This window comes from Paenibacillus sp. CFBP 13594 (genome assembly GCF_014842675.1).
GTDB lineage: Bacteria > Bacillota > Bacilli > Paenibacillales > Paenibacillaceae > Paenibacillus > Paenibacillus amylolyticus_B.
The window spans coordinates 133,202-154,773 of the sequence record NZ_JACYVQ010000010.1; the positions used below are offsets into that span (position 1 = coordinate 133,202).

At 45.7% G+C, this 21,572-nt stretch carries 18 protein-coding genes; 17 read left to right on the plus strand and 1 reads right to left on the minus strand.

All coding sequences use genetic code 11. The annotated features are described in order from the left end of the window. The first annotated feature begins 41 nt into the window (after positions 1-41). From IFU39_RS26295 to IFU39_RS26315, 5 genes are all read left to right on the plus strand, one after another. Positions 42-614, plus strand: a complete 573-nt coding sequence (locus IFU39_RS26295) for a DUF420 domain-containing protein (protein ID WP_017692198.1) — start codon at positions 42-44, stop codon at positions 612-614. A gap of 73 nt (positions 615-687) precedes the next feature. After that, on the plus strand, positions 688-1,431 hold the full coding sequence (gene gpmA, locus IFU39_RS26300) for a 2,3-diphosphoglycerate-dependent phosphoglycerate mutase (protein ID WP_076328872.1): 744 nt from the start codon (positions 688-690) through the stop codon (positions 1,429-1,431). A 216-nt stretch (positions 1,432-1,647) separates the two neighbouring features. Then, positions 1,648-1,818: a hypothetical protein gene (locus IFU39_RS26305; protein ID WP_190945097.1), complete on the plus strand. Its 171-nt coding sequence runs from the start codon at positions 1,648-1,650 to the stop codon at positions 1,816-1,818. Between the two features lie 181 nt (positions 1,819-1,999). Beyond that, positions 2,000-2,908: an aldo/keto reductase gene (locus IFU39_RS26310; RefSeq protein WP_192135761.1), complete on the plus strand. Its 909-nt coding sequence runs from the start codon at positions 2,000-2,002 to the stop codon at positions 2,906-2,908. A gap of 85 nt (positions 2,909-2,993) precedes the next feature. Next, on the plus strand, positions 2,994-3,320 hold the full coding sequence (locus tag IFU39_RS26315; protein ID WP_091019235.1) for a thioredoxin family protein: 327 nt from the start codon (positions 2,994-2,996) through the stop codon (positions 3,318-3,320). A 661-nt stretch (positions 3,321-3,981) separates the two neighbouring features. Here IFU39_RS26315 and bacA read toward each other — a convergent pair. Next, complete coding sequence (bacA, locus tag IFU39_RS26320; protein WP_017692204.1) at positions 3,982-4,791, minus strand: undecaprenyl-diphosphate phosphatase; 810 nt, start codon at positions 4,789-4,791, stop codon at positions 3,982-3,984. A gap of 214 nt (positions 4,792-5,005) precedes the next feature. Between bacA and IFU39_RS26325 the strand changes: the two genes are divergently transcribed. The 12 genes from IFU39_RS26325 (at position 5,006) to IFU39_RS26380 (ending at position 21,561) form a co-directional block, all read left to right on the plus strand. Further along, positions 5,006-5,638, plus strand: a complete 633-nt coding sequence (locus IFU39_RS26325) for a TetR/AcrR family transcriptional regulator (protein WP_091019239.1) — start codon at positions 5,006-5,008, stop codon at positions 5,636-5,638. 114 nt (positions 5,639-5,752) lie between these two features. Then, entirely contained in the window at positions 5,753-6,604 is an 852-nt protein-coding gene (locus IFU39_RS26330) for a substrate-binding periplasmic protein (RefSeq protein ID WP_091019240.1), read from the plus strand. A gap of 32 nt (positions 6,605-6,636) precedes the next feature. Continuing rightward, the gene (locus tag IFU39_RS26335) at positions 6,637-7,281 is read left to right on the plus strand and encodes an amino acid ABC transporter permease (RefSeq protein WP_017692207.1); all 645 of its coding nucleotides are present in this window, start codon (positions 6,637-6,639) and stop codon (positions 7,279-7,281) included. A gap of 16 nt (positions 7,282-7,297) precedes the next feature. Continuing rightward, positions 7,298-8,044 carry an amino acid ABC transporter ATP-binding protein gene (locus IFU39_RS26340; RefSeq protein ID WP_047841601.1) on the plus strand — a complete coding sequence of 249 codons (747 nt, stop codon included), beginning with the start codon at positions 7,298-7,300 and terminating at the stop codon, positions 8,042-8,044. A 277-nt stretch (positions 8,045-8,321) separates the two neighbouring features. Then, positions 8,322-8,744 (plus strand): OsmC family protein, encoded by a 423-nt coding sequence (locus IFU39_RS26345; protein ID WP_017692209.1) that lies wholly within the window; start codon positions 8,322-8,324, stop codon positions 8,742-8,744. A 217-nt stretch (positions 8,745-8,961) separates the two neighbouring features. Continuing rightward, positions 8,962-10,752 (plus strand): sensor histidine kinase, encoded by a 1,791-nt coding sequence (locus tag IFU39_RS26350; RefSeq protein ID WP_192135763.1) that lies wholly within the window; start codon positions 8,962-8,964, stop codon positions 10,750-10,752. Beyond that, complete coding sequence (locus tag IFU39_RS26355) at positions 10,745-12,343, plus strand: response regulator transcription factor (RefSeq protein WP_192135765.1); 1,599 nt, start codon at positions 10,745-10,747, stop codon at positions 12,341-12,343. Before IFU39_RS26350 ends, IFU39_RS26355 begins: the two co-directional genes overlap by 8 nt. Before the next feature lie 175 nt (positions 12,344-12,518). Beyond that, a complete protein-coding gene (locus IFU39_RS26360; protein WP_192135767.1) occupies positions 12,519-15,428 on the plus strand; it encodes a glycoside hydrolase family 2 protein in 2,910 nt (969 codons plus the stop codon). Between the two features lie 278 nt (positions 15,429-15,706). After that, positions 15,707-16,690 carry an ABC transporter permease gene (locus IFU39_RS26365; RefSeq protein WP_036606891.1) on the plus strand — a complete coding sequence of 328 codons (984 nt, stop codon included), beginning with the start codon at positions 15,707-15,709 and terminating at the stop codon, positions 16,688-16,690. A 15-nt stretch (positions 16,691-16,705) separates the two neighbouring features. Then, positions 16,706-17,608, plus strand: a complete 903-nt coding sequence (locus IFU39_RS26370) for a carbohydrate ABC transporter permease (RefSeq protein WP_036606894.1) — start codon at positions 16,706-16,708, stop codon at positions 17,606-17,608. A gap of 186 nt (positions 17,609-17,794) precedes the next feature. Next, positions 17,795-19,483 (plus strand): ABC transporter substrate-binding protein, encoded by a 1,689-nt coding sequence (locus IFU39_RS26375; protein WP_192135769.1) that lies wholly within the window; start codon positions 17,795-17,797, stop codon positions 19,481-19,483. A gap of 374 nt (positions 19,484-19,857) precedes the next feature. Beyond that, positions 19,858-21,561, plus strand: a complete 1,704-nt coding sequence (locus tag IFU39_RS26380) for an ABC transporter substrate-binding protein (protein ID WP_192135771.1) — start codon at positions 19,858-19,860, stop codon at positions 21,559-21,561. Positions 21,562-21,572: the final 11 nt, after the last annotated feature.

Below are 21,572 nucleotides of genomic sequence, written 5' to 3' on the forward strand. Positions count from 1 at the left end.
GATATAGAACATAGAAGTTAGGATATGAGGAGGATTTTGCATTGGGCAAAAATAACAAAGGGGAACCGAACATTCCATCCCCGACGAGCAATAAAAATTTTGCAGGTATCATTATCACGATTTCCATTCTCGCTAATGTCATTATTTTATTATTGTTCTTCGCACCGTCTATTGGTTACAAAGGTGATGTAACCTTTGATATTACGGTGTTGCCGCGGTTTAATGCCGTGTTTAACAGCTTTACCTTCATCTTCCTGCTTGCAGCGCTTATTGCTATTATTAAGCGGAATGTGAAGCTGCACAAACGATTTATTCTTGCTGCATTCTCAACAACACTGTTATTCCTCGTGACCTATCTGACGTTTCATTACCTCTCACCAGAGACGTCCAAATACGGCGGCGAGGGCATCATTCGTTCCATTTATTTCTTCATTCTGATTACCCATAGTATACTGGCAGCCCTCATTGTTCCATTGGCGTTGTTCACACTGGTATGGGGTTGGACGAATCAATTGAAGAAACACCGTAAAATTGCACGTTGGACTATGCCTATCTGGCTGTATGTAAGTTCTACAGGTGTTGTAGTATACCTGATGATGGCACCATATTATTAATGTGATGAACGTTTCACTGTGCTAATTAGTTTGACTTGCGGGTAATGTTTCCATGGAAGGAGGGTTCACGTTTATGTACAGAGTTGTTTTGATTCGCCATGGACAGAGCATGTGGAATGTAGAGAATCGTTTTACCGGATGGACAGATGTGGATCTGACGACGGATGGTTACGCAGAAGCTCGTAAAGCAGGGAAGATCATGAAGGAACAGGGATTTGATTTTGATTACGCCTATGCATCCGTGCTGAAACGTTCTATCCGAACACTCGATATTGCGCTGGATGAAATGGACCTCATGTGGATTCCCATTACGAAGACTTGGAAGCTGAATGAACGCCATTATGGTGCGCTGCAAGGACTGAACAAACAGCAGACTGCTCTGAAGTATGGGGAAGACCAAGTAAAGGAATGGAGACGATCCGTGAACGTATCTCCCCCGGCACTGGACGAAACCGATGACCGATATGTGCAGGATCTGGACAAGTACAAGCGGCTCGGATGCACCATCCCTTTTACGGAGAACCTGATGGATACTTCGAAGCGTGTTCTGGAGTACTGGAATGCGGAGATTAAACCGATGGTGTCTGCTGGCAAAAGAGTGCTGATCTCTGCGCATGGTAACACGCTCCGTTCACTCGTCATGCATCTGGACCAATTGTCCGAAGCAGACGTGATGGCGCTCAATATCCCGACAGGCATTCCGCTTGTCTACGAATTGGATGAAGATCTGCATCCGATTGGTCACTTCTATCTGACGGCGGATGGTTCGACCTACAAACATGAAGAAATGACCCATGTGGCAACGCCATCTGATTAATTGGACATGGACGTTTGTCTTGATTGTACGAAAGCTTGTTTGATTTATCTTGTTCGGTTGATGTTTCAACTGGACGATTGGAAGATGACCGCTGAATTTTAATTCGGAGGTCATCTTTTTTTCTGCGATCAAGCTTGCACTTCGTTTCGTTTTGCTCCCACAGGGTAATTGTCAAACAAGACACGATGTACATTTATCCTGAAGGAGGAGAAGCACATGTCTAAAAGAAGAGGAATACTCATGACGGCGATCGGCGCAGGTGTGACTTATCTGATGAGGAACAAACAAGCAAGAGATAAGCTGTTTAGCACGGTCTCGGGTATGATGAAAAGCTCCAATTCGTCCAACGGAACAAGTAAAGCCAGACCACGCGTGGAAGTGAAATAGATTGCGATAGCTCGTTTATCGCTTGAATTCAAATGATGATCATAAGAAACCTGGAGATGAAGTCGTTCCAGGTTTTTTTGTGCAATCAAAAGGCAATCCCTTGCTTTTGTGTGTAATGCGATTTTTGCCAGCAAGAATGATACAATGGATACTTGCAGAACGTATGGAGGGAGATGCACATATGAAGAAAAATCGTCTGGGTACATCCGAACTGATGGTGTCTGAGATTGGGCTGGGATGTATGTCACTTGGAACTGAAATGGAGCACGCTGTGGGCCTGGTTCATGAGGCTCTGGATCATGGGGTCAATCTGCTGGATACAGCCGATCTGTACGACGCAGGGCGTAATGAAGAGATTGTAGGACAAGCTATTAAAGGGCGTCGGGACCAGGTCATTGTGGCGACCAAAGTAGGTAATCGTCGTCTGCCGGGTAAAGAGGGCTGGTCTTGGGACCCGTCCAAAGCCTACATTAAGCAGGCTGTACATGAAAGTCTGAAGCGGTTGCAGACCGATTACATTGATCTGTATCAGCTGCATGGCGGCACGTTGGACGATCCCATCGAAGAGACAATCGAAGCGTTTGAGGAACTGAAGAAGGAAGGACTTATCCGATATTACGGAATTTCCTCCATTCGTCCCAATGTGATTCGGGAGTATGTAAAGAGGGCATCCATCGTCAGCGTGATGAACCAGTACAGCATTGCTGACCGCAGAGCGGAAGAAGAAGTGCTGCCTTTATTGGAACAAAAGGGGATCAGCGTAATTGCCCGTGGGCCCGTAGCTAGCGGAGTGCTTGCCGATTCTGGATCTGCCAAGGCAGACAAAGGTTATCTGGACTATACGCCAGAGCAACTATATACCATTCGGCAAGGGCTAAGTCGTCTTGTTACAGACCAACGCAGTATGGCTCAGACAGCTATTCGCTACGCGTTATCCCATCCTTCCGTAGCAGCAGTTGTCCCTGGTGCCAGTTCAAGAGAACAGTTACTGCACAATATTGCTGCTTCGAATTCGCCTGAACTCACCGCTGCGGAAATTCAGGAAATACGAGAACTCAGTCCCGCTAATCTGTACAAGCAGCATCGTTAACTCTATTAAGCCTATTTTCAATTGTAACCATACGAGGTACAATGGAGATCAGCCAAAAAAGGAACATATAAGGGAGAGAAGACATATGGAAAGAATTCAAAGTGAACAGCAATATCTGGATACAATTAACTCTGATGGTTTTACCGTCATTAAATTTGATACAACCTGGTGTCCGGATTGCAAAAACCTGGATCGTTTTATCGGGGATGTTATCGACCAACATGCGGACAAAACCTTCTATGCCCTGGATGCAGAGAAGTTCCAGCCGTTTGCCGAAGAAAATGGTGTACGCGGCATTCCAAGCTTGCTCGTCTTCCAGAACGGCAAGAAAATCGCACATCTGCATAGCAAATGGGCTAAAACACCTGCTCAAATCTCCGAGTATCTGGAGACGCTTGAATCCAAAGTTTAAGCGTACGAAGGCATCAGCAGTTTGATTAAATAACCTAGCTAAAGAGACCTCTTCTTGTCCTGCGACGGAAGGGGTTTTTCTGTTTCATTCCAGTCCGCATGATGTGCATTTGAATAACTGTGTTGAGAAACAACGCTTGTTTAGAATTTGTTCAGTGCTCCCATGTATACTGTGAGAACAAACTGAATATTTGGAGTGAACAAGATCCGTATGAAGAATGAAATTTTTGAAGAAATGCACCAATTAAGTCACAATGATGACCGAAGATACCGATTGTTGATGATCGGGGTGAAGCAATTGCTGCAGGAACAAAAGGAGAATAGATATAATCTGCGTGAGAGATTAAAGAATCGAAAGAAACACCGGAACTTTCAAATAAAAGATTGGTATTAGACAGGCTGCTTTCAGAAGTGAACATAAATATGGTTGTCCATGATACATAATAAACCTAGTCGGCATCACCAATGATCCAACCCACTAAAGAAGGAAGTAATGAAGAATCAGGCTTCTTCTAATTACGGATATTCCTGTCTTTGGAGCAGCAACAGAATCGTGAAGCAACAGAAACATAGTTCAGAATATAAAATATGGCGGCCTCGCTTCCCAAGGGAACGTGAGGCCGCCATTGATTTTGCCTGTCTAATTACTTGAATTGTAATGCTTACATCAAAATAATAAAGAACACGGCTGCCAAGACAAAGCGATACACAGCAAAGACGGTCAGGCTCAATTTTTTCAAAATGGACAGGAACGTCTTGATCGCAAGCATGGCGACGATGAAAGCAGCGATGAATCCAATCGCAAAGATTGGAAAATCACTGCCGTTCAGGTGATCGATACTTTTGTACAGGTCATATCCCGTAGCACCAATCATAATTGGCACAGACACGAGGAATGTGAACTCCGCAGCGGCTACACGGCTTACCCCTGCAAAGAGACCGCCTGAGATCGTTGACCCGGAACGGGAGAAGCCTGGCCACAATGCCAAGATCTGAAATATACCCACCGCGAATGCCTGTTTGTAGGAAATATCATCGACATCATGGGTAGTAATCCGCCCACTCTTCCGGCTCCAGCGTTCGGCCACGATCATCAATATACCACCTATAACGAGACTGTACAGCACTGTTTCCGGACCAAACAAATGTGCTTTGATCCAATCGCGGAATACAAGTCCGATGACTACGGCAGGAACCATCGCCAGGAAGATATGTCCCAGATTGAGGCGGCGGGAGTAAGGTCTGCTTCCTCCGGTGAAGCGGAACATATCAATGAATTTGTTCCAATACAGTACAACAACAGCAAGTACAGCCCCGAGTTGAACAACCACCTCAAACGTTTTGACTGACTCGTTGTCCTCTGATAAACCGAGCAAATGGGCAGTCAGAATCATGTGTCCAGTGGAGGAAACGGGCAAAAATTCTGTCAAACCTTCGATGATGCCCATAATAATGGATGATATAATATCCAATTCTCTTCCTCCTTGAAATACAGGTTACAGCACGGGCTGTCCTGCTTGACCATGCCTGTTCATCTGAACAAGACTATCACCTATTATGATCACAAATACGCTCAACTTCAACTTATACTTGTAACCATTTGTTTAAAACTATATTGACAAAAACCTAGTTATCCCATAGGATATAAATTAACTGACTGACTGATCAATCGGGAGGGTTACATGAATGACCAAAATTAACGGTTTGGAACCCGGTGAAGAACGCCGGGACCAAATAATACGCATAGCGATGGAGCGTTTTGCAACCCAAGGCTACCATCAGACGAAAATTTCCGATATCGTCCGCGAGGCTGGTGTGGCGCAAGGGACATTCTACTGGCACTTCAAGAGTAAAGAAGCCATTGCTTCAGAGATTGTCTTAACGGGCAAGGAGGAGTTGCTTGAGGCGATCGGACAAGGGTATCGCAAGGATGCCGGATCGGTAGAGGATATGGTGAAAGCATCGGAAAGGCTGTTCACTGACTTGTTCTTGTTTGCCGCGCAGAATCGCTATTTTATGGAACTGTTGCTCAAAGGCATCGTGACGGAAGAATCCGTACAACGCCTGGTTGAGGAGACACGTAATGCTGTGGAAACTGCGTTTCGTCACAATATGGAACGAGCCATCGAACTCGGCATGTTGCCTAAGGGCATGGATGTACCGCTTCGAGCAGCGTTATTGGTAAGCATGATTGAAGGCATGATATCACGCTGGTTGTTCGGTTCCGATGAGTTGCACAGCAAATTCTCAGCCATGACAGCTTCATCGCTGGCATCTGAGGCAGCAAGCTTTGAATTTTACGGACTATTGGGCACATAAGATTCACATGATTAAACAAATAGCAGGGAATAATGGGTACAACTGCGGTTTAGTCACAATAAAGTAACCAAATGTACACCCAGATTAATACACGACTGAGAGGAAGTTAACGTAATGAACAAAACATATGGATCGAAAACTCGTAAAGGCTGGTCTTTGACAGCAATTCTGCTGATGACCGTGCTGGTACTTAGTGCTTGTGGTAGTAAGGCGACAGACAATGGAAGTACAAATGGTGCAGAGGCAAGCAATGAACTGGAGCAGATCAAGTCTGCTGGCGTGATCAAAGTAGGCATGATGGGCACATATGCACCATACAACTTCCTGAACGATAAAAAAGAAATGGACGGCTACGATGCCGATATCGCACGTGAGGTTGCGAAACGTCTTGGGGTTAAAGTTGAATTTGTATCCCAGGAGTTCTCTGGTCTGACACCGAGTCTGCAAGCCAAAAAGCTGGATGCCATTATCAGCCAGATGACGATTACCGATGATCGTAAGAAAGTACTCGACTTCAGTGATCCGTATATTACGAACCAAGTTAAAATCATTGTCAAAGAAGACAATAACGATATTACCAAGCTGGAAGATTTCAAAGGGAAAACAATTGGCGTAGGTTTGGGTACAAATGATGAATCATATCTGCGTAATGAAGTGTTACCTAAAGTGGGAGACTTCACGATTAAAACCTATGACGATGTCATCTCTTCACTGAAAGACCTGAATGCTGGACGGATTGACGCCACAATCAACAACATGTACGCACTGAAACCGATTGTTGATGCCAACGGATTAAAGATCAAAGCTGTGGGCGAAGCAATCAAGAGTGACCAAGCAGGTATCGCTGTTCGCAAAGACAATCCAGAACTCGTAGCAGCGCTGAATGATGCTCTCAAAGGCATGAAGGATGATGGCACGTACAATACCATTTTCAAAAAATGGTTTGGTGAAGAGCCTGCGCAATAATGAACCTGCAAGGCGAAGGGAAGATTTGACCCATGGAACTGGTATTTGAGAATATCCCCTTCTTTCTGAAGGGGGCCTATTATACGCTGTATGTAACTGTGATCTCCATGTTTTTTGCGTTTATCATCGGGGTCCTTGTTGCGATTGCTCGTCTGAAGGGACCGATGTGGCTGAGGTTGATCGCAAGGTTTTATGTATCCATCATGCGGGGAACCCCGCTGCTGGTGCAATTATTCGTTATTTATTACGGATTGGTCGATTATGGAGTGACCTTGGGATCACTCACGGCTGCCTGTCTGGGACTGAGTCTGAATGCAGGTGCATTTTTGTCGGAGACGTTCCGTGGAGCCATTCAGGCTGTGCCTAAAGGACAGACGGAAGCTGCATATGCAACGGGAATGACCCCGGCTCAAGCGATGAGACGGATTATCTTCCCGCAGGCTGTACGCATTGCCATCCCGCCGATGGGAAACACCTTTATTGGCATGTTGAAGGAAACATCACTTGTGGCGGCGATTGGTGTTACTGAGTTATTACGGTCAGCACAACTGCTGGTATCACAATATGCATTGAACATGCCATTTTATCTGGCAATTGGTGTGATCTACTGGATCATGAGTATCGGCTTCTCGGCCATTCTGGAACAAGTGGAGCGCCGGTTGGCCCGGGCTTACTGATGGGAGGAGAGAACCGATGATTACAACAACTGGACTTACCAAACGTTTTCAGAAAAATGAAGTACTTACGAACATCGATCTTCATGTCGATGCCAAAGATATTGTTGTATTGCTCGGCCCCAGTGGTTCAGGCAAAAGTACCTTGCTGCGCTGTCTGAATGGGCTGGAAGAGTTGTCTGGAGGACAGATTGAAGTGAACGGCATTGTGGTTAACAGTGCAGATCCGCTGCGAGTCCAGCGTGCCCGGGTACTGGAGATTCGTCGCCAGACCGGCATGGTATTCCAGCAATTCAATCTGTATCCGCACAAGACAGTGCTGGGTAATGTGATGGAAGGTCTTGTTACGGTGAAAAAAATCAAGCGGGACGAAGCGGCTGAACGCGGCCGGATTCTTCTGGATCGGGTCGGCTTGTCGGACAAGCAGGATGCGTATCCATCCCGATTGTCCGGTGGACAACAGCAGCGGGTCGCCATTGCACGTGCACTTGCAATGGAGCCGGAAGTGATGTTATTTGATGAGCCCACTTCAGCTCTTGATCCTGAACTGGTCGGAGAAGTGCTTTCCGTCATGAAGGAGCTGGCAGAGGAAGGCATGACGATGCTGGTTGTGACGCATGAATTGAAGTTTGCCCGTAATGTGGCGAACAAAATCGTCTTTATGGCGGATGGATCGATTGTGGAAGAGGCAAGTCCACAGGCCTTTTTCGAACAGCCGAAGCAAGAGCGCACCCGTCGTTTCTTGCAACAGATTACTGAATTTTGATGAAGATAACAGCGATCGGAAGAACGAACGTACCCGGAGCGGGTATTTAAGGTCGTTAACGATATCAGTTCAACTAAACTTTTTGCACAAGAACGGAGAGGACAGAAGAAACCTGAAGAAGCGGAGCGTGCGCCTTTATCCCCTGATTTTCCCCTTGAAGAAGGGAATCAAAAAATCTGGGGATAACAGCGATCGGAAGGTTATTCTGTCATCGGAGTGGCAAGTGCAAACCTTTTTCGCTTGAAATTAACCTATTCTGAGAAAGAAGGATAACATCATGAATGTAACAACTGTATGGAAAGGCAAACGCGCGTTTACTTCCGAAGGACCCTCTGGCTACGCTGTTGGCATGGATGCCACTGCTGCTTATGGTGGTGACAGCAAGGGGGCGACCCCGATGGAATTGTTACTGGCGGGTCTCGGGGGCTGTATGGGAATCGATATTACGATGATTCTGGACGCTTTTCTGGACAAAATTGAATCGATTGAGATTGAAGCGCAGGGCACACGCAGTGAAGAGATGCCCAAAGGCTTCACATCCATTGATCTGATCTTCAAAGTCGATGGGGATATCCCGGATTATCGCATTTGGAAAGCCATCCAGATGGCTGAGGAAAAATATTGTGCAGTTTCCGCTTCGCTGAACGCCGATATTCATCCTAAACTGATCCTCAATGGGGTAAGTACACCTCGTCCTTAATAACAAACGAACAGATTCTATACTAAGCAGGCACTTCCAATCGTGGGAGTGCCTCTTTTGTTAGAGGTTAGGCTGATTTGTTGCATGGCAGTATAGTACCCATTGCAATGACAATCCGAATTCTGACGGTTATGTGGTATGATTAATTCTAAGGACAGAACATCCTGATCCTGCTGTTTATATGTAAGCGCTTATACAGATGACGGAAGGTGCAGACATGTTGAAAAGGCTGATACGAACCACTAATAATCTCAAATTAAAGCATAAATTGCTCATTTCTTATGTACTGGTTGTCATGATTCCGGTCCTGATTGTGGGTCTTGCTGTGACCAGTTATTTTCGCCAGCAAGCCCTGGACAATGCAATAGGACAGACGATCATCAATGTGGACAAGATCAAGAGCCAGACGGCAACCATGCTGCGTGTACCCACCGATATATCCAATCTTTTAATGTTTAATGCGGATCTCAAGGAGATTGTGAATAAGCGGTACAAGAGCGTTGTGGAGCTAACCTCAGCGTATCTTGCATACAAAGACTTTCAGGAGTACAGGCGTTTGTACCGTGAGATAGCCGGCATTCGTTTTTACTCAACTAACCCAACATTGATCAACAACCTCGAATTCATCCCGGTAGACAAGCAGACTGAAGAGAGTTATTGGTACCAACAGGCACTGAAAACAACCAGCATCGGGTGGTTCTACATTCCGGACAAGGAAGATAATCCTGTACACAAGCTCAGCCTGGTGCGCAAAGTACCTTTTGCCGAGTATCGGACAGAGGGTGTGTTGATGATTGTGATCAATCAGGATGAGCTGAATGGATTGTTGCGTCAGGAACAGTTCGAGACGATGATTACGGACGAGCAGGGGTATGTGGTTGCAGCCAAGAATACTGAGCTGGTGGGTAAAACGCTGGATGAGCTTGATTTTGGCGTTGATCTGCAGAATCAGGCGAAAGGCACCATAGAAGGTGATTTCCGGGGGGAACCATCTAATATTGTTATTGATGAGTTAGGCCCTGGATCGAGTATGAACAGCCTGAAGGTGATTTCGGTTTTTGCCACCAAAAATATAGTCAAGGACGCCAACACGGTCAGCTTGATCGGCATGATTTTTATTATACTGGTGCTGGTCATTGCCCTACTATTCGTATATATCATCTCGTTCCTCACTTCGAACCGATTGCTCCGGCTGAGTAAACACCTCAACAAGCTGGCATTAGGAGACCTGAACGTGACTTCACGGATTGATGGAAACGATGAGATTGGACAACTGTCACGACAGTTCAACTATATGGTGAAAAGTATCAATGAACTCATGACGCAGGTGGTAGAAGCGACCGAACAGAACAATCAATTGGAAATCGCCCAAAAAGAGATTAAACTGAAAATGATGGCGAGTCAGATCAATCCCCATTTCTTGTTTAATGCACTGGAGTCCATTCGGATGAAAGCGCATATTAAGGGAGAAGCAGAGATTGCCAACATCGTCAGGCTGTTGGGCAAGCTGATGCGCAAGAGTCTGGAGATTGGCAGTGGAAAAACAACCTTCCAGGCTGAACTTGAAATGGTACGTTCCTATTTGGAAATTCAGAAATTTCGTTACGGCGACCGCCTTGCATTCCAGATCCATATCGATCCCGAGGTGGAGAAGATGTACATTCCGCCTTTGATTATTCAACCCTTGGTTGAGAATGCGATTGTCCATGGTCTGGAGAACAAAGAGGGTACAGTCCGTGTTCATATAAGTATTCGTTTAGTAGAGAACATTGTGCAGATCCGTGTGGATGACAATGGTGCAGGCATAACGCCAGAACGACTGGCTGAGGTGATGCAGTTTATCTGTGGTCCGGAGGAACAGGAGAAGAGTCGGATCGGCATGCGTAATGTACACCAACGTTTAACATTGACGTACGGGGAGCCATATGGATTACAGATTACGAGTGTATATGGGGAAGGAACAGAGGTTTCTTTCACTTTGCCAGCAGGAGGGGACCAACATGTATAAAGTGTTTTTGGTGGATGACGAACCGAGCATACGTGAGGGACTGACAACCATTATCGAGTGGGAAAAATACGGATTCCAGGTCATCGCTACAGCTGCCAGCGGGCGTGAGGCCATCTCCCGGTTTGAGGAATTGGAGCCTGATCTGACGATTATTGATATTCGCATGCCCGGTATGACCGGGCTGGATGTGATTGAAGAAGTGCGCCGGAATCATCCGGATTCGCACTTTTTGATATTGAGCGGTTATGCCGATTTTGATTATGCCAAAAAAGCCATCAGTTTTGGTGTGGACGGTTATCTGCTCAAACCGGTGGATGAAGATGAGATGATTAGTGAACTGGAGCGGATTGCTACGATCCTGACCCGTGAACAGGAGACAATGGCACGTCAAGCTGGTGAAGATACTGTCTATCTGGAGCACCAGATTGAGGCTTTGCTCTTTGACAGTTTGGAAGGTGCGGGCAGCATGGAAGAAGACAGCCTGGGGCTGCACTGGCCTCACTATCAGATTATTCTGCTTGAGATGCATGCGGCCCCCGACCTGCAACGGGGAAGTGTTATGAAACGCAAACTGATTGAAGCATTTGACCAGAAAGACCGAGGCATCGTATTCTCGTTCCATTCCGGTCTGGGGTTGTTAAGCAAGGAAACAATCACATCTGAGTCATCTGCAAGAATTCTTTATGATGAGCTGGAAGGGCTTCTGGGAGAATGGGAGGTCCACATGTATGGTGCTGTGGGTGAACCCGTACACTCCACTTCTGAAATTGCGCGGTCATACACGCAGGCGAATCGTACACTTGGTGAACGCTTCTTGTTCACGGAGAAGCGCATCATGCTGTGGACTGAAGGTAGCGAAGGCAAAGGCGTTGTTAAGCCGGCAGTTGAAGCTGTGGACGGAACACATGAGCCAGTTGAAGACGAACTCGCGGACAAGCTGTATTATGCGTTAGACATCCGCAGTAGTGAGTCCGTTATGCGGGTGCTGGGTGAGATGGAAGAGCGCCTGGTTCCATATCACCGAACAGAGCAAGCGATCAAGACGGCGTTCTCACAGGTATTTTCCCTGGCGTTCAACAAGCTTGCAGCGACGAATCAACATATGCACTCCATTATGCAAGAACATTCGGTTCTGATTAATGAAGTCTATCATCAATTTACGATGTCTGATCTCAAAGTCATGGCGTCGGAACATTTGAATCGACTTATTCAACGTATGGGTGGGGGAAGCAAGGATACTGTATTGAAACAGATGATTGAATTTATCCAGCGTAACCCTGGCGAGAATCTCAAGCTTGAAGTACTGGCAGAAGTGTTTAATTATAACAGCAGTTACTTGGGTAAGTTGTTCAAGAATCATACTGGAGAGTATTTCAATGCATTTCTGGACAAGGTTCGTATGGAAAAGGCCAAAGAATTGCTGGACGAAGGACTGAAGGTCCATCAGGTCGCGGCGAGAGTGGGATATGCTAATGTGGACTATTTTCACGGTAAGTTCAAGAAGTATGTAGGGGAATCCCCTTCCGCTTACAAACAGGCCAGAACCCAATCATCAATTAAAGGAACGGCTAAGGATATAAACGAGGAATAAGTATAGAGTGCTGGGCTTTGTCCCTGTCTATTGTGTAAAACGTTTTCGGTATTGCTGAGAAATTTCCAGATTCATCATATTGTCCATGCACATCCCATGATAAGCAATGGTCACGGAGTGTTTCACATTTTAGACTGGATTTACAAGAATCCAGATGAAGGGATGGCTATACGATATGAACTTGTCTGATATAGGCGCTGTACGTCATACATTGAACTTAAATGGAACATGGCAGTTTTGTTTGGATCTGGAGTCCGATAAACTCGTTGAGCAAGAGATATTACCGCCTTCACAGTGTGAAAATACATCATGGGAGACCATTCAGATTCCCGGTTCATGGGAAGAGCAAGGATACGGAGATGAGCCTGAATACGAAAGGCTTGATACCTGGACCAAGGTACGCGAGTATGAAGGCTCAGCCTGGTATGCTCAGGATGTTCATGTTCCATCAGACGATCCCGGAGGCCACTATGTATTCAGATTGGAAGGTGTCCGATGGACAACGAATCTCTGGATCAATGGACAGTATGCCGGGCAGCAGGATAGTCTGGTGAATCAACAGAAGTGGGATGTTACCTCTCTGGTGAAGCAGGGAGAAGTGAATCGGGTGGAGATCCGCGTGGATAATACGATGAAACTTCCGCTGGCGGGTAGCCATATTCATTCATTGCATACGGCCACAGCCTGGGGTGGAATCACAGGTGGTGTTTATTTGGACAGTCTGCCCCCATGCCGATTACAGACGTTACGTATTCAACCAGATGCTGAGAATGGAACCATTCTCGTTGATTGTACTGTAAGCGCTCCCGCAAAAGAATCCGCTAGACCGATGCAATTACATGTGGATATCCAGCATCCGGATGGCAAATGGCTTGATCGATATAGTTGTAATGTGAATCTGAGTGATCCATCACATGTGGATATAAGCTCAGCAGGTTTAACTGAAATCAACGCTGTAATAGATCAGTGGCGATTGGAACTTGGTACAGGGAAATCTATTGCAAGATGGTCGGATGAATCCCCCGAATTATACAAGGCAGTGATCCGTCTGCATGACGGTGAGCAGGAATTGGATCGGCTGGAGCAATCATTTGGTGTTCGGTCCTTTGCAACAAACGGGAAGCAGCTTGAATTGAATGGAACACCGGTGTATCTGCGCGGGTACGTCGATTGTTGTATCTTTCCACTGACAGGTTATCCTGTGTGGGATAAGGAACATTATCTTCAGCAGTTTCGAATCGCCAGAACATACGGCTTCAACCACGTCCGTCTGCATGGGTGGAGCGCGCCTGAGCCTTTCTGGGACGCGGCTGATGAAGCTGGCATGCTGGTGCAGGCAGAACTTCCACATTGGTCTCGTTTCTTTGAGCAATCGAATCAGTCTGCGCCAGCTGAAGTATTGTCCTATCTGACACAAGAACTGGACGGGTTGCTTCAGTCGCTGCATAGACATCCTTCATTTGTCATGTTCTCCATGGGGAATGAACTCATTGGTCCGAATGGCCACCCTGAACTCAATGCATGGGTATCTAGAGCAAGGGATATGGACCCGACCCGCTTATATACGGACAATACAGGTTTTGGACAGCTTCCGGCGCAAGGGCGGGAAGGTGATTATTATATTCAATCGTTGAACTGGCATCCCCCGTTGGAATCCGCATATTCTGCTGTACCGGATACCACACTGGATTATCATGCAGTCACCCGCCTTGCGGAGCATCCCGTCATTGGACACGAACATGCACAGTACACCATGTATGTGCGGCCCCAAGAGCGAGCCAAGTATACTGGCGTATTGCGTCCTAGTTGGTTACGACCGATCGAAGAATCGTTAACAAACAAAGGCATGATGGAGGACCTGGAGCATTTTCAACAGGTCAGTGGTACCCATCTGGTACGTTCCTTAAAAGAAGCCATGGAGCGGATTCGGCGAACACCGGACGCTGCGGGCGTACAGCTTCTGGACATTCGTGATTTTCCAGGGCAGGGACATGCTACGACGGGCATTCTGGATGTATTTTGGGATGACAAAGGCGTTACAACTCCAGAAGAATTCATGCGTTTCAACGCAGACGTGGTGCTATTGTTAAGCTGCAAGGAGCGTACATTTTACGCCGGAGAACCTATTCATGTCGATGTACGCATCTCTCACTACGGTAAGGAGCCGCTTGAGGAAGCAGTCATTCAGTGGAAGTTAATAAGCGATGATATGATATTTACTGAAGGGGCATGGAAGACCGGAGATATCCAATGTGGGTCGGTCATGTCACTGGGAAGCATCGTCGCTACCGCTCCTCATGAAGGAGCAGCAGCTTTTCGGATCGAAGCGGAGTTGATATCAGGCGATTTGGACAGAACTGTAGCGAATGTATGGCATGGCTGGTCGTTTCCTTTTTATCGGTCTCATCCGGGTTCGAATCGGTTCTGGAATACCGTGGCAGAGTTGAGGCCATTTCTGGGTGAAGCGCATGATGATTGCGTAGATCGCATCGATGGATTTCAGTTGTTGAAAAATCGGGAGATTGACTTGGTTATCGTTCAGTCGTTAACACCCAATGTCGTTGATTATGTGGTCAACGGGGGGAGTGTTTGGCTACAGCCAACCGCAGAAGGGTTATATGATTCAGTGGAGACCAAGTATCTGCCTGTATTCTGGAATTACCTGATGTTTGCTACACAGCCTGGTGCAACGATGGGCATGTATTTGAGAAAACAGCTAGCACTACTAGGCTCCTTCCCGCATGATGGAGCTTCGGACTGGCATTGGTATCACTTGGTGAACGGGACACCAGCGATATGTTTGGATACGTTGCCCGGGGTGGAACCGCTGGTCGAAGTGGTGGACCATTTCCATCGGGCCAAACGACTCGCTTATGCCTTTGAGGCAAAAGTAGGAAAGGGCAAGATTTTGATATCCTCACTTCCGTTTGCTGACCTGGCTTTAATGAAGCGTCCGGAAGCCGCCTACTTATTTCAGGAGATACTTGCGTATTTGAATGGAGATCAATTCCGTCCAGCAACCTCCATATCCGTAGCGCAATTACTCGGCATCGTTAAACTGCAAACCATTCAGTTTACATTGTAATCAGAGGGACCCGAAAGGGTCCTTTTTGTATGCCATGTGGTCAAAGTAAACGATTACTATAAAACGTTTTCGAAATTTACCATTTTAGATAGTTTTTAACCTTAATATTACTTTAATATCATTTAAAAGTAGAATTTATCACTGATTTTAACGAATTAATGTCTGATTATATATGTCTATATCTAATTTTTATATGATTTTCTCTAAAATCCAGATGGTATTTTGAAAACGCTCTATCGAGTATGATTATTTTATAAAACAGAGGAGGGGGAACGGAGATGGAAACGCTAACAAAAAAATCCGCTTCCGCGAACAGAAGCAGTGACCCCAAACCGCCTTTAAAGAATCGGCGGAACGGAATTTGGGACAGAATGAAACAGCAGAAATATCTCTATCTCATGTCATTGCCATTCGTAGCTTGGGTTTTCGTATTTAACTATCTGCCACTATGGGGATGGACGATGGCTTTCCAAAATTATAAACCTGCCAGGTCGTTTGGTGATCAAGAGTGGGTTGGTTTTAAACACTTTGTAGAGCTGTTCAGTGATGATCGTTTCTATCTGGTACTTCGTAATACGCTTGCAATGAGCTTGATGGGACTGGTTGTCGGTTTTATCGTACCGATATTCTTCGCTATTCTCCTGAATGAAATGAGAGGCATGTTCTTCAAACGTGCCGTGCAAACGGTATCATATCTGCCTCACTTTGTATCCTGGGTTGTTGTAGCCGGGATCATTACGAAGATGCTCTCCACCGATGGAGGGATTATCAATGATCTATTGGTAGGACTGAACATTATCGATCAGCCGATCCAATTTATGGCCAAGGGGAACTTGTTCTGGTACATTGTAACCGCTTCAGATATGTGGAAGGAAACCGGTTGGAATGCCATCATCTATCTGGCGGCGATTACAGGTATCGACAATGAGCTGTATGAAGCTTCCCGTGTGGATGGAGCCAACCGCTGGAGACAGATGTGGCATATTACGCTGCCTGGCATACGGACCACGATTTCCGTACTTTTCATCATGTCAATTGGACATCTTATCAGTATCGGTTTCGAGAAGCAGTTCTTGCTTGGCAACAGTCTGGTCACAGACTACTCGGAAGTACTTGATCTATACGCGCTCAATTATGGTTTGAATATGGGACGATTCTCGTATGGTACAGCCATAGGTATATTCAACTCCGTTGTCAGTATCATCCTTCTGTTTACTGCGAACGGCTTGTTCAAAAAATTCACAAAAGAAAGCATCATGTAGGGAGGGGACGACATTATGGCGAACAAAGCATTCAATGCTACTCGGGGCGATAAACTGTTCGATATATTCAACATCCTCGCGATGACCATGGTGCTGGTTGTAACACTTTATCCATTCCTTAACGTACTAGCCATCTCACTCAATAACTCGACAGATACAGTACGTGGCGGAATTTACCTGTGGCCTCGCGAATTCACATTACAGAACTACAAAACGATTTTTCAATATGATGGATTGTTACAAGGTTTGCAGATCTCCATTCTGCGTACACTTGTAGGTACCGTGCTCGGATTGATCAGTTCATCCATGATCGCCTTTACACTGAGCAGACCTGATTTTGGACTTAGAAAATTTGTTTCCACAACGCTCGCGCTCACGATGTATTTCTCCGGTGGTCTGATTCCGGTGTACATTCTGATGCGTGACTTGAACCTGATCGGTACATTTTGGGTATATGTATTGCCTGGCATGATCAGTGCATTTAACGTGTTCATCATCCGTTCATTCATTGATGGCCTGCCATACTCATTGCAGGAATCCGCGAAGCTGGACGGAGCGAATGACTTTACAATCTATTACAGAATTATCTTGCCACTGTGTAAACCAGTGCTTGCTACCATCGCATTGTTCCTGGCTGTAGGTCAATGGAACGCGTGGTTCGATACGTACCTGTATAATGGTTCAAAGGCACATTTGACCACGCTCCAATATGAGCTGATGAAAGTATTGCAAAGTACACAGCAGGGCTCAGGTGCTGGACGAAATGCCAATGATATGGCGCAGCAAATGACACAGATTTCACCGGAATCGATTAAAATGGCGATTACGATCGTTGTAACGGTTCCAATCCTCATTGTATATCCATTCCTTCAGAAGTACTTTGTTGGCGGTATGACACTGGGCGCAGTAAAAGGTTAAACAATTGGGTACAGGCTGCCACATAGAGCGGCCGTACATCTACAAATGAAGCATCAGGATACCCGAAGCGCAGCCATTTGGTCTGCGCTTCACCGTATAGGGCTGCGGTGTGGTATTCATGAAGCTATAGACAGGGACAAAAAAGTCCCGGACAAACAGACATATGAAACAGGGAGGATTACCATTATGGCAAGTTCCAAAATGAAGATTGCACTGGCACCAGTGCTTGCAATGTCTTTAATCGCAGGTTGCGGTGGAGGAAGCGGCAGTGATACGTCGTTCAAGGATACAAGCGCAGAGACAACTCCACTTACTTTTGATTTCTTCAGCGTTGACCCCAGTCCGAACTGGAATGGCATGAAGGATGAAGTAGGTAAGGTCCTTACGGAAAAAACAGGGATAACCCTTAACGGTGAATTTGCCGTTAGTGGTGGTCAAGATAAAATATCCTTAATGGCGGCGAGCGGAGACTATCCGGATATTGTCTCCCCCAAAGGAGAACTCAGCAAACTGGTGGATGCCGGAGCAATGCTCGATCTGACAGATCTGATCGACCAATATGCTCCCAATCTGAAGAAGCTGTATGGTAATTACATGGACCGGTTGAAATACAGTAATGAAGATCAGGCTATTTATGTGCTGCCAACGTATTATGCGGTAGACCAGAAGTACTTTGATGCAGGTGGTGGATTTGGCATTCAGCACCGTGTACTAAAAGAACTCGGATACCCGGAAGTGCGTACACTTGAGGATTACGAGAATGTATTGAAGGCGTACAAAGAGAAACACCCAACAATTGATGGTCAGCCAACGATCCCGTTAACACTGGACGCGGATGATTGGAGAATCATGATTACCGTAACGAACCCGGCCTTTCAGGCAACAGGAGCTCCGGATGACGGTGAATACTACATCGATCCAGAGACGTATGAAGCAAGTCTCCATTACAAACGCCCAGAGGAAAAAGAGTACTTCCGCTGGTTGAACCATATGTACAACACTGGATTGCTGGATCAGGACAGCTTTATCCAGAAAACAGACCAATACAAATCCAAAATTGCAAGTGGACGTGTTCTGGGTGTCATTGACCAGGATTGGGGTTACTCCGATGCAGAAAATGCATTGAAATCCGCTGGTAAGACTGAAGCAACGTATTCACACTTTCCAGTAACCCTGTCCGAGGATATCAAGGATCATGCCTACCAAGACCCTGGTTTTGTATCGGGTTGGGGTGTAGGGATTACAACATCAAATCCTGACCCGGTTCGTACGATCAAATTCTTCGATTACCTGGCTTCTGAAGAAGGGCAAGTGCTGATGAATTGGGGAATTGAGGGCAAACAGTATGAAGTGAAGGACGGCAAACGTGTCATTCCTGCCGACATTCTGGATCAGAAAACCAATAATGCAGCCGTATTCCAGAAAGAAACGGGTATTGGATTGTACACCAATATGTCCGGTCACTATGGAGACGGTGTGAAGGATTCAACGGATAACTACTACACTACAAATTTCCCTGAACAGATCGTGGCAGCATATTCCGATGCAGAGAAAGAAACACTCAAAGCTTACGGTGCTACGACGTGGAAAGATCTGTTCCCGAGTGAAGATGAGTTCCCAATCAAACCATGGGGAGCAGCATACAATCTGCCAACACCAGGTGACTCCAACTACAACGTCATCTTCAAGAAAACACAGGATATCATTCGGAAACGTATCCCGGAAGCCATTCTGAGTACTCCTGAACAGTTCGATGCGATCTATGACGGCATGATTGCAGAAGTGAACCAAGCAGGAGCAGAGGATATGGAGAAACAGTATACAGAACTCGTTCAAAACCGTGTTCAATTGTGGAGCGGTGAAGAGGCTAAATAAACGTTTAGCAATTCAGATCTAAAACAAAAAGGACCCAGAATATCTGGGTTCTTTTTTTATCTAAAACGTTTTCTAAAAAACGTTTTCAATTTTATAAATTCACTATTGACAAGGGATATAGGAGCGATTATTATTCAAGTATGAAAGCACTTACATTTGCTTGTACAACACGTGTCATACACCTGAATCTCAAAGTAAACATTTGCAGAATGAAGAGGAAGTAAAGCAAGAGAAGAACATTTTTTGTTTTTCAGAAAACGCTTCTAATGTTATAAAAACAAGAAATTTACATTTTTTTATCTGGTCACGGTATGTGCAGGTCAGCCTGTTATACAAATATACAGCTTCATTAATATCCATAAGGGGGATTACACATGAAGGGCAAAACACCAAAAACATTCGCAATGCTTCTGTTAGCCAGTGCTCTTGCAATTACAGCAGGATGCAGCGGCAGTGGAGGAGGAACTAACGCTTCAGAGAAACCGGTTGATTCCGGAGATACAACCAGTCCAGTGACCTTTACATTCTTCGGTGCAGACGCGAGTCCGAACTGGAATAACATGAAGGATGCTGTCGGTCAAGAGATTACTAAGGCAACGGGAGTTACAATCGAAGCTGAGTATGATGTGAATAATGGTGGTGACCAAAAGATTCCTTTGATGGCTGCCAGTGGTGATTACCCTGATATTATCTATCCTAAAGGCAACTTGTCTAAGCTTGTGGATGCAGGCGCGATGCTGGACCTGACCGATCTAATTGAGGAGCATGCTCCCAACTTGAAAAAAATCTATGGTGATCAGATGAACCGTCTGAAATACAGTTTGGAAGATCAAGCTATTTACACGATCCCGACCAATATGGGTGTAGATAACGTTTCATTTGACGCTACGGGCGGATTCGAAATTCAACAAAGAGTGTTGAAAGAGCTTGGCTACCCTGAAGTAAAAACGCTTGAGGACTACGAGAACGTACTGAGAACGTATTATGAAAAACATCCAACGATTGATGGTCAACCGACTATTCCGTTAACATTGAATGCAGATGACTGGAAAATTATGATTACGGTAACGAACCCTGCATTCCAAGCTACAGGTGGACCGGATGACGGTGAGTATTATATTAATCCTGAGACCTATGAAGCCGTTCTACACTACAAACGCCCTGAAGAAAAGGAATATTTCCGTTGGTTGAACAAAATGTACAATGAGGGTCTGCTTGACAAAGATACATTTGTTCAAAAGGATGACCAATACAAATCCAAAATTGCCAGTGGCCGTGTACTTGGTTTAATCGACCAGGAGTGGAACTATGGTGAGGCGGAGAATGCTTTGAAATCGTCTAACGGTGGCGATAAAACATATGCCCACTTCTCCGTATCCCTGAACAAGGATATTGTGGATCATACGTTCCAACCGACAGGCTTTGACGGTTATGGTATCGGAATCACAACTTCGGCCAAAGATCCGGTACGTATTATCAAATTCATGGATTGGCTTGCTTCCGAGGAAGGTCAGGTCCTGAGAAACTGGGGTGTTGAAGGCCAACATTACCAAGTAGAGAATGGTAAACGCATCATTCCGGATGACGTACAAGATCGCAAAACCAATGATAACTCTGCTTTTACCAAAGAATCAGGCATAGGCATGTATAACGTATTTAGCGCCAGATACGGTGATGGTGTGAAAGATGCCACAGATAATTATTACACAACGAATTTCCCTGAACAGATCCAAGCAGGTTACACTGCCGCTGAGAAGGAAACGTTGAAAGCCTATGGTATTACAACATGGAAAGATTTCTATCCTTCCGAAGATGATCTGAAGCTGAAAGATTGGGGCGCGGCATACAACATGCCTGTACCATCTGACACGGATTACAACGTAACGTTCCAGAAAACACAGGATATCGTACGTAAACGTATTCCAGAGGCGATCCTTGCCAAACCTGAGAACTTCGACAGCGTATATGATAGTCTTCTGGCTGAACTCGACAAAGCGGGTGCAGTGGAGATGGAGAAACAATACACGGTTTGGATCAAAGAACGTGTAGCTCTCTGGACTGGAAAAGATGTGAAATAAGCTTGAAAACC